Source organism: Microcoleus sp. N9_A1 (assembly GCF_036701795.1).
Classification (GTDB): Bacteria; Cyanobacteriota; Cyanobacteriia; order Cyanobacteriales; family Microcoleaceae; genus Microcoleus.
In genome coordinates this window covers 1-13,997 of the sequence record NZ_JAUBRI010000063.1, presented here as the reverse complement: position 1 = coordinate 13,997, position 13,997 = coordinate 1, and the positions used below count along the sequence as shown (strand labels likewise).

At 44.0% G+C, this 13,997-nt stretch carries 12 protein-coding genes and 1 tRNA gene; 9 read left to right on the top strand and 4 right to left on the bottom strand.

All coding sequences use genetic code 11. The features are described 5' to 3' along the window. The first annotated feature begins 475 nt into the window (after positions 1-475). On the top strand, positions 476-2,020 hold the full coding sequence (purH, locus tag QUA58_RS23920; RefSeq protein WP_333396362.1) for a bifunctional phosphoribosylaminoimidazolecarboxamide formyltransferase/IMP cyclohydrolase: 1,545 nt from the start codon (positions 476-478) through the stop codon (positions 2,018-2,020). 332 nt (positions 2,021-2,352) lie between these two features. Beyond that, positions 2,353-3,294, top strand: a complete 942-nt coding sequence (locus tag QUA58_RS23915) for a 2OG-Fe(II) oxygenase (protein ID WP_333396361.1) — start codon at positions 2,353-2,355, stop codon at positions 3,292-3,294. Positions 3,295-3,553: 259 nt separating this feature from the next. Here QUA58_RS23915 and QUA58_RS23910 read toward each other — a convergent pair whose 3' ends face one another. Continuing rightward, positions 3,554-5,035 (bottom strand): ankyrin repeat domain-containing protein, encoded by a 1,482-nt coding sequence (locus tag QUA58_RS23910; protein ID WP_333396359.1) that lies wholly within the window; start codon positions 5,033-5,035, stop codon positions 3,554-3,556. Between the two features lie 96 nt (positions 5,036-5,131). Between QUA58_RS23910 and QUA58_RS23905 the strand changes: the two genes are divergently transcribed. The 3 genes from QUA58_RS23905 (at position 5,132) to QUA58_RS23895 (ending at position 6,889) form a co-directional block, all read left to right on the top strand. Continuing rightward, positions 5,132-5,602, top strand: a complete 471-nt coding sequence (locus QUA58_RS23905) for a DUF4079 domain-containing protein (RefSeq protein WP_333255837.1) — start codon at positions 5,132-5,134, stop codon at positions 5,600-5,602. A gap of 188 nt (positions 5,603-5,790) precedes the next feature. Then, entirely contained in the window at positions 5,791-6,273 is a 483-nt protein-coding gene (locus QUA58_RS23900; RefSeq protein WP_333396356.1) for a type II toxin-antitoxin system antitoxin SocA domain-containing protein, read from the top strand. Beyond that, positions 6,260-6,889: a type II toxin-antitoxin system PemK/MazF family toxin gene (locus tag QUA58_RS23895; protein ID WP_333396354.1), complete on the top strand. Its 630-nt coding sequence runs from the start codon at positions 6,260-6,262 to the stop codon at positions 6,887-6,889. The genes QUA58_RS23900 and QUA58_RS23895 overlap by 14 nt, the downstream gene beginning before the upstream one ends. 222 nt (positions 6,890-7,111) lie before the next feature. On the opposite strand, the gene QUA58_RS23890 is transcribed toward QUA58_RS23895, so the two are convergent. Continuing rightward, a complete protein-coding gene (locus QUA58_RS23890; RefSeq protein WP_333396352.1) occupies positions 7,112-8,308 on the bottom strand; it encodes a GUN4 domain-containing protein in 1,197 nt (398 codons plus the stop codon). Between the two features lie 228 nt (positions 8,309-8,536). Continuing rightward, positions 8,537-8,607: transfer RNA gene (locus QUA58_RS23885), tRNA-Cys, on the bottom strand. 176 nt (positions 8,608-8,783) lie between these two features. On the opposite strand from QUA58_RS23885, the gene cpdA reads away from it, so the two are divergent. The 3 genes from cpdA (at position 8,784) to QUA58_RS23870 (ending at position 12,448) form a co-directional block, all read left to right on the top strand. After that, on the top strand, positions 8,784-9,563 hold the full coding sequence (cpdA, locus tag QUA58_RS23880; RefSeq protein WP_333396351.1) for a 3',5'-cyclic-AMP phosphodiesterase: 780 nt from the start codon (positions 8,784-8,786) through the stop codon (positions 9,561-9,563). 431 nt (positions 9,564-9,994) lie between these two features. Further along, entirely contained in the window at positions 9,995-11,473 is a 1,479-nt protein-coding gene (locus tag QUA58_RS23875) for an alpha-amylase (protein ID WP_333255790.1), read from the top strand. Positions 11,474-11,671: 198 nt separating this feature from the next. Then, entirely contained in the window at positions 11,672-12,448 is a 777-nt protein-coding gene (locus QUA58_RS23870; RefSeq protein WP_333396350.1) for an SDR family NAD(P)-dependent oxidoreductase, read from the top strand. Positions 12,449-12,611: 163 nt separating this feature from the next. Here the strand turns inward: QUA58_RS23870 and cofG are convergent, their stop codons facing one another. Further along, the gene (gene cofG, locus QUA58_RS23865) at positions 12,612-13,562 is read right to left on the bottom strand and encodes a 7,8-didemethyl-8-hydroxy-5-deazariboflavin synthase subunit CofG (RefSeq protein ID WP_333396347.1); all 951 of its coding nucleotides are present in this window, start codon (positions 13,560-13,562) and stop codon (positions 12,612-12,614) included. Between cofG and QUA58_RS23860 the strand changes: the two genes are divergently transcribed. After that, the gene (locus QUA58_RS23860; RefSeq protein ID WP_333255785.1) at positions 13,546-13,773 is read left to right on the top strand and encodes a hypothetical protein; all 228 of its coding nucleotides are present in this window, start codon (positions 13,546-13,548) and stop codon (positions 13,771-13,773) included. The genes cofG and QUA58_RS23860 overlap by 17 nt on opposite strands. Positions 13,774-13,997: the final 224 nt, after the last annotated feature.

Genomic DNA, 13,997 nt, shown 5'->3' with positions numbered 1-13,997 from the left:
AAACCTACCAAATTATTTTTTAGATTAAGGTATTGCGATCGCCCAATTTTCCGAAAAATTTAGGGGTAGAGCAATTTACACCCGATGCTAGGCTAGCACATTACTTTTAGAATTCATCATAAAACATCATTAAAATTCAAGAGCGATCGCCATACATTTATCTATTAAGTTTTATTAAGTAATTTCAACAACATTGACACTTACGTAGCGACACGAACTGTGCAAGCTGGATATGGCTTCAATCCCCCTCGCACTCACAAAATAACCAGTTCCACGCGCAAGTTCTACATATTTAGAAGCCACTGGTCAGTATAAAATATTATATAAGTTTGACAAAAAATATAGTCAAAAATAAGCGAACTCATCTTTGTTTCATGAAAAATAATCATAATTAGCCATTACCAAATCATCTCCCTGCGGGCAGATGTGATATAGAATATAACCTATCTATTTTTGCGATCGTAATTTCAAACCAATGGCACGTCTAGCACTTCTGAGCGTATCCAACAAAACCGGGCTAATCGACTTAGCGCGCAGTCTAGTAGAACAATTTGAATTTGACATAATTAGCAGCGGCGGGACAGCAAGCGCCCTCAAAGAAGCCGGAATCCCAGTTACAAAAGTTGCGGAATATACTGGTTCCCCCGAAATTTTGGGAGGGCGAGTTAAAACACTTCACCCGCGAATCCACGGAGGTATTTTAGCGCGCCGCGATGTAGCGCAAGATATCGCAGATTTAGCCGAAAATCAAATTCGGGCGATCGATCTAGTTGTAGTCAATTTGTATCCATTTGAAGAGACAATTTCTAAACCAGGAGTTACTCTAGCAGACGCAATTGAGCAGATAGATATCGGCGGACCAGCAATGTTGAGAGCTTCCGCCAAAAACCACGCTCATTTGACAGTTTTGTGCGACCCAGAACAGTACAATACTTATTTAAAAGAACTGCGGAAAAATGGCGGTGAAGCATCCTTGAAATTCCGGCAAAAATGCGCGCTGGAAACCTTCAAACATACAGCCAACTACGACAGCGCGATCGCAAATTATCTCAGCAGCCAATCCGCTGAAGAATCTTCGCTACCACAGCAGTTTAATTTATCAGGAAAAGAGTTGCAAACTCTCCGCTACGGCGAAAATCCCCATCAAGCCGCCACCTGGTATCAAAGCGGAAGTACACGGACAGGCTGGACGACTAGCACCATCCTGCAAGGCAAAGAATTAAGCTACAATAATTTAGTAGATTTAGAAGCAGCAAGGCGGCTAATCGTAGAATTCCCCGACACACCCGCCGCCGCTATTCTGAAGCATACAAATCCTTGCGGCACAGCCTTGGGAAAAACTATTTCTGAAGCTTATCAAAAAGCCTTCGACACGGATTCCGTCTCAGCTTTCGGTGGCATTGTCGCCCTAAATCGCCCGATTGATGCTGCTACTGCCACGGCGTTAACCAAAACTTTTTTAGAATGTATTGTCGCGCCGGGGTGCGAACCAGAAGCGGAAGAAATTATCAAGAAGAAGGCGAAAGTTCGAGTCTTGATTTTGCCGGATTTGACTCAAGGGCCGCCGCAAACTGTTAAAATTATTGCAGGTGGTTTGCTGGTTCAAGAGTCAGACAATGCAGTAGAAGAAACTAGCAAATGGCGGGCAGTTACTGAGAAACAGCCGACGGCGGAAGAGTGGGAAGAATTGCTGTTTGCTTGGAAAGTAGCGAAACACGTCAAATCAAATGCGATCGTTGTGACGCGCGATCGCACTACAATCGGTGTCGGCGCCGGACAAATGAATCGCGTCGGTTCGGTTAAACTAGCATTAGAACAAGCAGGAGAGAAGAGCAAAGGAGCGATTTTGGCTAGTGACGGTTTCTTCCCCTTCGACGATTCAGTCAAAACTGCGGCTGAGGCTGGAATAATTGCGATCGTCCAACCGGGCGGAAGTATGCGCGATAAAGATTCCATTGAAGCAGCCAACCAACTCGGAATCACAATGGTTTTCACCGACATCCGCCACTTTTTGCATTAGGAATAATACCTAGCAATTTTCAATTGTGTATCATAGGGTAGGGATACAATAGTGTTCGGGGGTGTCAATAAGCGCCTAAATCTTTTGTATCCCTCGTTGATAGCAGAGTCTCGATCCCCCCTAAATCCCCCTTAAGAAGGGGGACTTTGAGAATACTCTTATCCCGTCTTAAGAGGGGAGACTATGACACTCTTATCCCCTACTAAGACGGGAGACTATGACACTCTTGTCCCCCCCTTTTTTCAGGGGGGCTAGGGGGGGATCAAAAAGACTGTGACACCAATCAAAACTGTTATATCCTAACGACTTGCCAGTTGCGTCCTTAAAAAAATATGACTTACACTCAACAACAAATTAAACCCCAAGACGTAAAAGTTAAAATCCTCCTCACCGGCGGACATCAGTGCACCATTACGCTCAAATCCGACACACCATTATTGCACAGCCTAGTCAAAACATTAGTCGATCGCACCCAACCCACAGTAGGTTTTTCCACCTTATTTCAAATCCCCATAGACGACGGGCGTTCCGCCCTTTCTTTTCCCAGCGAACACCTAGTCGGATTAGTTACTGAACCCCCAATTTACTTGCAGCAACTGCAACCGCAGCAGCCAGCAACTCCCGCAGAAATTCCCATCGAAATTCCCGCAGAAATTCCCGCTCCTCCGCAGCCTGTAAATGACGACTTAATATCTCGCTATGCCCAAATAGACAACTTTTTGACACCAGCCGAAAAGAACAAACTAATTAAATATGTTTTAGCAAAAGAATCAGAATTTGTGAGTACCAGCACCTCCACAAATGCCGAAGATTACCGCCGTTCGATGGTCCTCCACTCATTCCCGGAATTTTCAACACTGATCCTGAATCGCATCAAAGGAATTCTCCCCGACGTGCTGCGAAAATTAAATATCCAATCATTTGCGCTTGGTGATATAGAAGCTCAGCTAACCATGCACAACGACAACAACTTTTATAAACTTCATAACGACAGTGGTTCTCCAGATACGGCCAGCCGATTTTTTACTTATGTTTACTATTTCAATCGAGAACCAAAAGCTTTTTCAGGTGGGGAATTGCAAATTTATGACAGCAAAATCGAGAACAATTTTTATGTAGCGGACGAGACATTTAGAACCGTTGAGCCTCGTAATAACAGCATTGTATTTTTTCTTAGTCGGTATATGCACGAAGTTTTGCTAGTTAGCTGTCCCTCGAAAGCTTTTGCTGATAGTCGTTTTACTATTAATGGCTGGGTGCGTAAAGCGGATTGAGACTTGTTGCATAAATTTTTTATGAATAGCAAAACCACAGATTTAAGGCAGATAAACGGAGATAAACGCAGATATTTTCAAGAGAGGACGTACGGTTGAAACCGCGCCTACAAAAACAAAACCCGCCGACGCGGGTTGAAGAATGGATGGTTAACATTACGTTTTTTATTGACACCGCATTTTCCTCAGTTCGCGGAGGCAGACTTGGTTTGTGTAGACGCGGTTTCAACCGCCGTTTACGTCTCCCGCGATGCTATATTTACTCCAGTGCTCCAGCACTTTTTAGCAATTTCACCACACTGGAATAACTCTTAAACTCAGCCAGCATTAAAGCTGTATAATTTCCCGGATTTTTGTGGTTTAGCTCTGCACCAGCATCAATTAAAATTTTTACGGCCTCAGCATAACCCCGATGTGCGGCCCACATTAAAGCAGTTGCGCCCGAATCATCCAGCAAGTTGACATCCGCACCTTTTTCGACTAATATTTGGACGATCGCCATATAACCGCGATCGCACGCCTTCATTAAAGCAGTTTTCCCCAAATCCGCCGGGACATTGGGATCAGCACCGCCGTCAAGTAAAACTTTCACCGTCTCGGTATGTCCGTGAAATGCAGCCAGCGTCAAAGCCGTCTCCCCAAAGTTTTTCGCATTCAGAAACTCAGCCTGATTTGAGTTTACTTTTTGCAGCAAAGCTGATACGATCGCACTATGGCCGTGAACAGCCGCCACCAGCAAAGGCGTATCGCCCAACCGATTTCTCGCACCGACACTAGCACCTCGGTTTAAGAGCAATTCCACCACATCTTCGCAGCCTTCAACCACCGCAAAATTCAACGCAGTTTCATCATCTTTATCCTTAGCGTTGATATCCGCGCCAGCATCGAGTAAGATATGTGCGATCGGCAAATTTCCCCCAGCCGCAGCGGCCATCAAAGCCGTGCCCCCATCTCCATTTTTCACATTCGCATTAGCACCCGCAGCAAGCAAAATTTGCACCACATCAGTATTGCCGGAATCTGCAGCCAAAGTTAAAGCAGTTTCGCCCTCTTTGTCGCGAATTTCGACATCAGCACCAGCAGCCAATAGCGCCTCGACAACAGCCAAATTTCCCACCGTCGCAGCTAGCATCAAAGCAGTTTTGCTCTCTAGATTTTTAACATTAGCATCCGCGCCGCAATTGAGCAAAATTCGCACAATTTCAGCGCTACCTTGACGCACAGCTAAAAACACCATAGAATTGTCAGCAACCGCACCCGCATTTACCAAAGCTTTAACAACAGCTAGATGACCGGAGAAAGCAGCTATTTTCAGAGCAGAATCTCCATCTTTATCTCGCACATTTACATCAGCATTAGCATCAAGTAACATCCGCACAACATTGATATCGCCCTTGAGAGAAGCCGCCATCAAAGCCGTACTTCCATCATCATTTTTAGCATTAACATCAGCACCAGCAGCCAGCAACAGCCGCACAGAGTCAGCCTGTTTGTGAGCCGCCGCCAGCATCAAAGCCGTTAGCCCAAAACGCCTGCTCACCTGGTTGACATTAGCGTCATTGTTTAGTAGAGTACGCACGATTTCTGTATAGCCCTTTTGGGCAGCAAACATCAAAGCCGTCGTCCCCTCAGAGTCTTTGGCATTAGCGTCAACGCCCTTAGCGAGTAAAGCTTGGACGTGAATAATGTTGCCAGTCTTGGCGGCTTGAATCAATACAGCGTCTTGTTTAGTGGCAGGCATAATAGTGTCTCGTTCTGTATGTTTTTACCATCACATGAGAGGGACTTACTGGTATACTAAGTTTTATGAAGTATGTTTGCTAATCCTGAGAACACCATGAACCTCGAAATTCCGCAGTCAGTGAAAGTTTGGAGCCAATTCTTCCACCCAGTTTTAATGTGGGTATTGCTAGCAATCTCCTTTTATGCTTTGTATCTCGGCCTGCAAATCCGCCGGACTAGAAGTGCCGAAGGCGAAGTCAAAAAAGAGTTAATTAAGGGCAAATTCAACATTAAACACCACCAGATGGGCTCTTTGCTGCTAGCCTTGATGGTAACGGGGGCGATCGGCGGAATGGCCGTCACCTACATCAACAACGGCAAATTGTTCGTGGGTTCCCACTTGCTCGCAGGGTTGGGAATGACGGCAATAATTGCGATCGCAGCCTCGCTAACTCCTTTGATGCAAAAAGGCAACAATTTGGCCAGAAACGCCCACATTTTTCTAAATGTTGTGCTGTTAGGGCTGTTTGGCTGGCAAGCAGTAACAGGCGTGGAAATCGTGCAGAGAATTATCAGCAAAATGTGATAATTTGGGCAAGATTGCTAATTGCTAATTGCTTTGGGGCGATTGGTGATTAGCAATTAAATTGTCATATTTTTTAGTGGTTTAAGAACCCAGCTTACCTTTGGATGATATAATAGACTCAAGTTAAATTGAGCTAATAATTTATAAGATTAATTAGGGAGCTTTTTGAAATTAAAAGAAGCAAAGCCATGCTAGAAAACCTGATCAAATACTTTGTCTACGCAACAAAAGGCTATATTACAAAAACGCAGTTAATCAAGTTTTTGTATTTGGCCGATCTTTATGCGGTCAAATGGACAGACAAGCAGCTGACTGATTTAGATTGGCGTTATTATTACTATGGGCCTTGGAATGAAGGCATAGACGCTATTTTAAATCAAATGAATGGCAAAGAGATTGTTCAAGAATCTCAGGGAGAAAGTAGATTCATCAGACTTGGTGAGGGAGCTGGCAATGTGGATGATTTAAAGTTACCTTTAGGTCTGAAGCTCATGCTTGACAACATCAGGAGAGAATGGGCGGGTGCAGGAGAGGATAAACTGAACCAGTTACTAGAATATGTGTATAGCACTGCTCCCATGCTTGAGGTTAAATATAGCCACGAACCAGAGGAACAGGTGAGACTTAATCTGTACAAAGAAAGAGAAAAGTTAATGAGTGAATTGGGGTGAGCGAGTGGCTGGACAAAAACCGCGTCAAGGTTGGATTTATTTTATCAATCCCTATAAAGTATCTCTTCGTTGCAAACTCGGTCATCATCATATTTATGAGATAAATGAACCAGGGGAAATTGAGTGCAAGACAATTTATTGCACTGAGGTGATTAATTCGAGTCTGGTTTTTCGGGGAGAGCATCCTTATATTGTTTGGACAAGTGACCAATTTCAAGATCAATCTAAATACATCCAAACTTTGACGCTGATTCCGTTGACTTCACAAGAAACCTATAAAGGTTTGCCAACTGTATATCCGATTAATTCTACAAGCACAAATGGTCTTTCTAATAATTCCTTCACTCTAGTGCATCAGATATGTACTGTTGATGCTAACTGTTTTAAAGATTCGGAAGGGGATTGGCTTAAGCGAGTTGGACAACTGGATAAAGCAGATAAGGAAGCGATAGAGGAACGTTTAAAGTATTTTTTGAATCTTGGGGATAATCCGGGTGAAGATTGGTTTATTAAAAATGCGTCTATAGAACTTTTGCAGAAAGTGTTTGAGCTTCTACCGGATGAAACCACAAAAAGTATGGCTATAGAAAAACTGATCGACGATTTGCGATCGTAGTCAATAGACATTTCCAAAAAATCAAATATCGCGTAGGAGTACGATCCCATAGCCTGGGGAGGATGAAGCATTTGCGGATAAAATCGCCCGTTTTCAACATAAATTGTCGCCCCTGGGTGTACTCCTTAAATCTCGCTCAAAAACTTGAGATTATTTGTTGGAGATGTCTAGTCAAACAGTGTCGGCGGACTTCATTTTAAACCTACATAGGCTGGTTTTGTTCTAAATAAACCAACCACACTGCTTGCAACGCGATATAAGGGCATCTTTGTCAGGCAAATCAGATTGATTTTTGGGGAGGTGTTTCATTTGATTATTGTGCAGTTTACCATAAGAGGTGTGCCGTAAGGTAGGTGCAACGTACACAATGAGGTTTTCTCTATCATCTGGATAGTGATTACCTGGAGCAATAGCAATTAGGTTGAGGTCAAAAAGTGTATGTATATCCGCTCGCAAGAGCAACCCATTATAGATAGTATTATCTTCAGTCTCACAGTAAGGGATGATATGAGCAGCTTCTAGGGCTTCTTCGGCGTCGCAGCCAGTAATAGCACAGCAATAGCCGTAAGCCTCAAGTAAATCTTTACGAAACTTTGGCTGTCCTCGTCTTTGAGCGATAGACCGTGAAACTCGCTCTCTTGCTTCCTCTCGACTTTTTGGGGTGAAGTCCCCTTCAGTATCCAGATGTTCACCTATAGATTCAAGCTCCTCATTTTCGAGAGCAACTGTATAGTTAATTGAGTCTTGATTATTTTGATTGTACTCTAAATCAACGATTGTTTTAAGAGTTTTGTGTTCTATTTCACACATCCCTAAGCGAGAGAAAAAGCTTTTAAGAACAAGAATTTCACAGTCTTTATATTGAGTGCATAATGCTGCATTTACACTAAGCAATCCTTCTGTGTAAATTCGTACTCTTGAATTCAAGGCTTTGAGTCCTTCTAATCCGGGTTTCCAAACTACTTCCAAGGTTAGGGGAAGCATTAATAAACCCCAACGAGGAAAATGCCCATCAGGAATTTCCTGCAAGTCTAGAGTTATTTGATTATTAGTAAGCCAGCCTTCTTCAGGAAGCCACCATTTTAGGTAACCAGCACCTAGTTCACTGAAGGTAGAGAAGCTTGCTTTAGCCCGTCTTTCCTGACAAATTATTTTCCATAGCCTATTTTGAATACTAAAACCAAACTTCGTATCACTGTAATACTGCCATAGTAAATCGATTGTGCATAAATCTGTGCAAGGGAATTTCTCAATATCTTCAATTGTTAAGGATTCATAATCTCTCTGATTTTTTCCACTAATCGTTAAGATTAATTTTGTTGTCTCAGCATCAGCTCGTAGCCAATTCTTTTTAACTAACAAGTCGTGTAGCTTGGTGTAATCTGCATCAACTTCAGATAAAAGTTGAATTTCAGCCATAGTATATACCTATTCGATCTATGATTACCTTTGATATTAGAAGATTGTCCTACTGAACTGAGTCAATCAAATCAATCCGCAATTTCACCATTAATCTCATCAATCAGCGCTTCTAGTCCATCTGAATTATGCACCAACCGAGCCGGCCGCTGTTATAAAGCCAAAACTCAAGAGGGTTTTCTCGATCGCCCAAACGGCATTTTAGCCACATCTAACAAAAATTAAAAAAGGCGGCACCCAGATTTGAACTGGGGGTGGAGGTTTTGCAGACCTCTGCCTTACCACTTGGCTATGCCGCCGTCACGTCTTAAATTTGACGTTTTCTTATAGTACACCAAATCTAGAAAATTTTAACATAGCTGTCAAAAATTTCGTAAAGCGCAGCTATCCCGTAGGGAATCGCCCTTTTTTCCCATATCCCCAAAACCCATCCGAGGCTATTCTAGAACTACATCGATCGCGCGCAACACCAGCCATGACACCAGTTTCTCCCCTACTCGTCGCCCAAATCACCGACACTCACTTGTTTGCAGAGATCGATCGACAATGGAAAGGGATCTCGACAGCCCGCACCCTCGAAACAGTTCTCGATCGCCTGCAACAGATACAGCCGCCGCCCGACTTACTCCTGCTGACAGGGGACTTATCCCAAGACGAAACACCCGAATCCTACGAGCTCCTCGCCTCCCTCATCGCCCCCCTAGGAATTCCCGCCTACTGGATACCTGGGAATCACGACAACATCCCAGTCATGCAGCAAATATTAGATAAGCCGCCCATTTCCCCAGAAAAATCATTTCACCTAGGAAACTGGCAGTTTCTGCTGCTTTCGAGTGTCGAAGCCGGATGCGACGGCGGGCGGCTTTCCCCAGAGACTTTGGATTGGCTGGACTCTCAACTGCAACAAACGGGCGATCGATTTGTTATGATTGCTTTGCACCATCATCCGCTGGCGATCGACTGTGAAATCATGGACAGCATGATGCTGCACAATGCGGATGAATTTTTTGCAATTGTCGATCGATACCCTCACATAAAAATCGTCCTTTGCGGCCACATTCACCAAGAATTTCAACAACAGCGAGGTTTAGTTGCTTATTTGGGCACACCCAGTACCTGCATCCAACTGTTACCCAAAACCTCTCCGATTGTCCTCGACACCATCGGGCCCGGATTTAGATTGCTCGAATTGGCGATCGACGGTACTTGGGATACTAAGATTGAGCGAGTAGCCGGAGAACCTGCAATATCTTGATTTTTACAGTTAAGAGGTCGTTGTGCGATCGACCCAATCGAAGAATTATCTTATTTCCCGTAAAATAACCGTTACCAAGTTCGATCGTTCGGACTTGTGTGCGCCTCAAAACTCAGAAGACAGAAGTCCTCACTACCAACCATTTATCCTCACTGCAAACCGATTTAATAGTCTGCGTTCAAGGTGACATGATATCAAGCAGGTTTGCGATCGTACAATCACAAGTCCTAGAACATATTTTTTGCGCTGTTACATATGCTAAAAAATATTTCTCTACAATATACAAAATTGTCAATCTGTCAAAAGATATATTTTATTATTCATTCATATATTTTATCATTCGTAATGACCGTAGATTGCAGAAATAGCGAGAGCGATCGGCAACTAACAACAATAGATCGGGCAACTTTAAAAAACAGGAAAAACTTAATATGTCTGAAGTCAATGGCGTCATGATGCAGTATTTCCACTGGTATACCCCCGATGACGGAAACCTGTGGAATCAGCTAGCCGAATCTGCAAAAGATTTAGCTAAAATTGGCGTTACATCTCTGTGGTTGCCACCCGCCTATAAAGGAACGGGCGGCGGTATGGATGTGGGCTATGGCGTCTACGACTTGTTCGATTTAGGCGAATTCGACCAAAAAGGGTCAGTACGCACTAAATACGGTACAAAAGATGAGTATTTGCGCGCAATCAAAGCTGCACAAGATGCTGGAATTCGGATTTATGCCGATGTTGTCTTCAACCACAAATTAGGTGCCGATGCCCAAGAAGAAGCCGAAGCCACACCCTTCAATCCAGACAACCGCAATGACACCGTAGGTGAATATCAAAAAATCAAAGCTTGGACGCATTTTACTTTCCCTGGCCGCGACAAAAAATATTCCAGTATGGAGTGGCATTGGTGGCATTTTGACGCCATTGATTACAACGTTTACGACACTGACAACCATGCCATTTACCTGCTAAAAGGCAAAGAATTTGATGAGGGAGTAGACCTAGAAAAAGGCAATTTTGACTACCTCATGGGTTGCGACTTAGATATGGACAACCCAGAAGTCACTGGGGAATTAAAATACTGGGGCGAGTGGTATGTGGATACAACAAATGTTGACGGATTTCGTTTTGATGCCGTCAAACACGTAGCAGCAGGATTTTTCCAAGAGTGGTTGGAACACGTCCGCAACTATGCCAAACGCGACCTATTTGCGGTAGGTGAATATTGGTCTTACGAAGTGGAAGCTTTGCATTACTTCATCCAAGCAACGGACGGTAAAGTATCCTTATTTGATGCGCCCCTCCACTATAACTTCCACGCTGCTAGCAAGGCCGGCAACAGCTACGACTTGCGAACAATTTTCGACGGCACCCTCGTTCAACAGCAACCAACTCTAGCCGTTACTTTGGTTGACAACCATGATTCTCAACCCTTGCAATCGTTAGAATCAGTTGTCGAATCTTGGTTTAAACCCCTTGCTTACGCTTTAATCCTGCTGCGGAGTGAAGGATATCCCTGTATTTTTTACCCGGATTATTACGGTGATCACTATAAAGATACAGCAAATGATGGCAATGAATACGAGATTTGGTTAGACAAACATCAGTGGATTCTAGATAAATTGCTGTTTGCGCGCCAAACCTATTCTTACGGGAATCAATACGATTACTTCGACCACGCTAACACAATTGGCTGGACGCGACTAGGAAACGAAGAACACCCTGGTGGCATGGCTGTGGTACTAAGTAATGGAGGCGATGGCACTAAGTTTATGGAAGTCGGACAACCCAATCGAACTTATATTGACATCATGGAACACGTCAAAGAACCCATCGTAACAAATGACGACGGTTGGGCAGATTTTAGGTGTAACGCCGGTTCAGTTTCTGTCTGGGTTCCGCAGCAGTAAGCATGACCGCAATTTTGACGGAATCCTCTGTCTAAAGTAGGGTGCGCTAGGCGCACCTTACCGCTACAATTATCGCATTAAACAAATTTTTACTTAGCTGTTTTTGATGACTCAAGCCTATTCGTAGTGATGACTTCAGTCCTATATCTCTATACTTATATTTATAAAAATAGCCCAAAATAAATTACATAAAAAAATATGAAACTTGCAGAAAAAGTTGCCGTTATTACCGGCGGCGGGTCGGGAATTGGTCGTGCAGCAGCAATTTTAATGGCCAAGGAAGGCGCAAAAGTTGCTATTATCGATCTAAGTTTAGAAACGGCGCAAGAAACAGTCCGCAAACTAATCAATGAAGGAGGCAGCGGGCTGGCAATTGCCGCAGATGTGGGTCATTCTGGGCAAATGCAGCAGGCATTTCAAACAATTTTTGACGAATATCAAAGAATTGATATTGTGTTCGCCAATGCGGGGATTAACGGTATCTGGTCGCCGGTTGAAGAAATAGGACTCGATGAGTGGGAACGGACAATTAACACCAATCTGACGGGAACATTTTTGACTGTAAAATATGCAGTTCCTTATCTAAAAAAACAAGGAGGTTCGATTGTGATTACCTCATCGATTAATGGCACCAGAAGCTTCAAAAAAGTTGGCGCTACAGCTTACGCTTGCAGCAAAGCTGCCCAGGTAGCTTTAGCAAAAATGCTGGCGCTAGAACTTTCTCCGAGTCACATCAGAGTCAATGTTATCTGTCCGGGCGGGGTGCTGACTGGGATCAATGAAAGCACTGTTAAGCGCCATCTCGATCGCATTCCAGTTGACCGCGATTGCCTTCAAGATATGATTCCTTTGACTGATAATACCGCTGGTTCGAGCCTAGATATCGCGAAATTAGTGTTATTTCTGGTATCGGATACCTCCAGTTTTATCACGGGTACTGAAGTCTGGATTGATGGCGGCGGTTCTTTGGTTTAAAAGTTCAATAGTTGATTAGATCGAATACGGTTGCATGGGAATTATTATGTAGAGATAATTCGGCGGTTGAAACCGCGTCTACACAAACGATGTCGGCCTGCGCCGACGAATTCATAAAGGGGAGTCCCAACCCGGATTTGGTATAATCACTAATGACCAATGACTAATGACTAACTCTCCATTGTTTGACAGCAGTTTGTAATGTTGGCGGCAGCCAGTTATCATACTGAGGATAAACAGGCAAACGTTGCACGAGTTGCCATCCGGCTGCTGCTAAAATTTCTGTTAAAGTTTGATGTTGCAGGTGAGGATAATCGGGATTAACTTCATCCAATGGCCCGATTCCGCCTAAATCTGTCGCACCTGCTTCTAAACAAGCCAGCAATATATCCGGTTGTGCAACTAAATTTGGCGGGATTTGCAGGGAGATTTCTGCAGGTAAAATGCTGCGGGCGATCGCAATTACTTGCGGCATTTTTGTAGCATCAAAAACTTCACCGTCCCAACTTTGCTGATTTCCGGGGCTGTGGGGCTGGAGGATAACTTCTTGAATGTGATTGTAGCGCGAATGAATCCGGGCGATCGCCTCCAAAGTCTCAATCCAATCAGCCTTACTTTCCCCGATTCCCAACAGCAAACCAGTCGTAAACGGAATCTGTAATTCCCCAGCCCATTCTAACTGTTGCAGCCGCAGCGCCGGCACTTTACTCGGTGCGTGTCGGTGAACAGTTTGTAACAAATCGGGGGACAACTGTTCTAGCATCAGTCCCATTGAAACATTCACATGTTTTAACTGCGCCATCTCCTCAAAGCTGAGCGGCCCTACATTAGTATGCGGCAAAAATCCGAGACTAAGTGCCAGTTGGCACAAATCGTAAATCCGCTGAAACCAAGCTTTTCGCCGTTGACTATTGGGATGTACTTCGCCGCTGAGGATCAGAATTTCAATTACACCTTGAGGAAGCAGCAACTCAAGCTGTGTTTCGGCTTCTGGGAGTGTCAGCCAAGGACTTTGCAGCGGTTGGGCCCGAAAATTGCAATAGGTGCAGCGGTTGAAACACTCGTAGGTGGGAACTAGAGTATAAGCGGGGCTGTAGGTGACGGTGCGGGACATTCCTTGGGATTTTGAGCGATCGGACTCGATCGACAGCTATATATATAAGTGCGAGTTTTGCGGTTGGCGATCGCACAACTTCATGTATCTTAACACTCATGCCTGTCCCGAATCTCGTTACCAGCTAGATTATGAAAATTATTTTTTTCGTGCGATCGCCCGTAAACTCCGCACTCGGCTGTTTAAAATCCCCATACAGCAAGCATTATAGCTTCAAATAAGATTTGCTTATAACTGTAATCACAAAAACTGTGCTTAAAACCCCTTTACAAACTGAAATAAAAGGTTTATGTTATTTACATGGCGGAACACAAAGCCGTCACGAACATTGAAAACCAAATAAAGCAATCATAAACAAATGACAACAACCTTACAGCAGCGCGAAAGCGCCAACGTCTGGGAACGCTTTTGTGAGTGGGTCACAAGCACCGACAA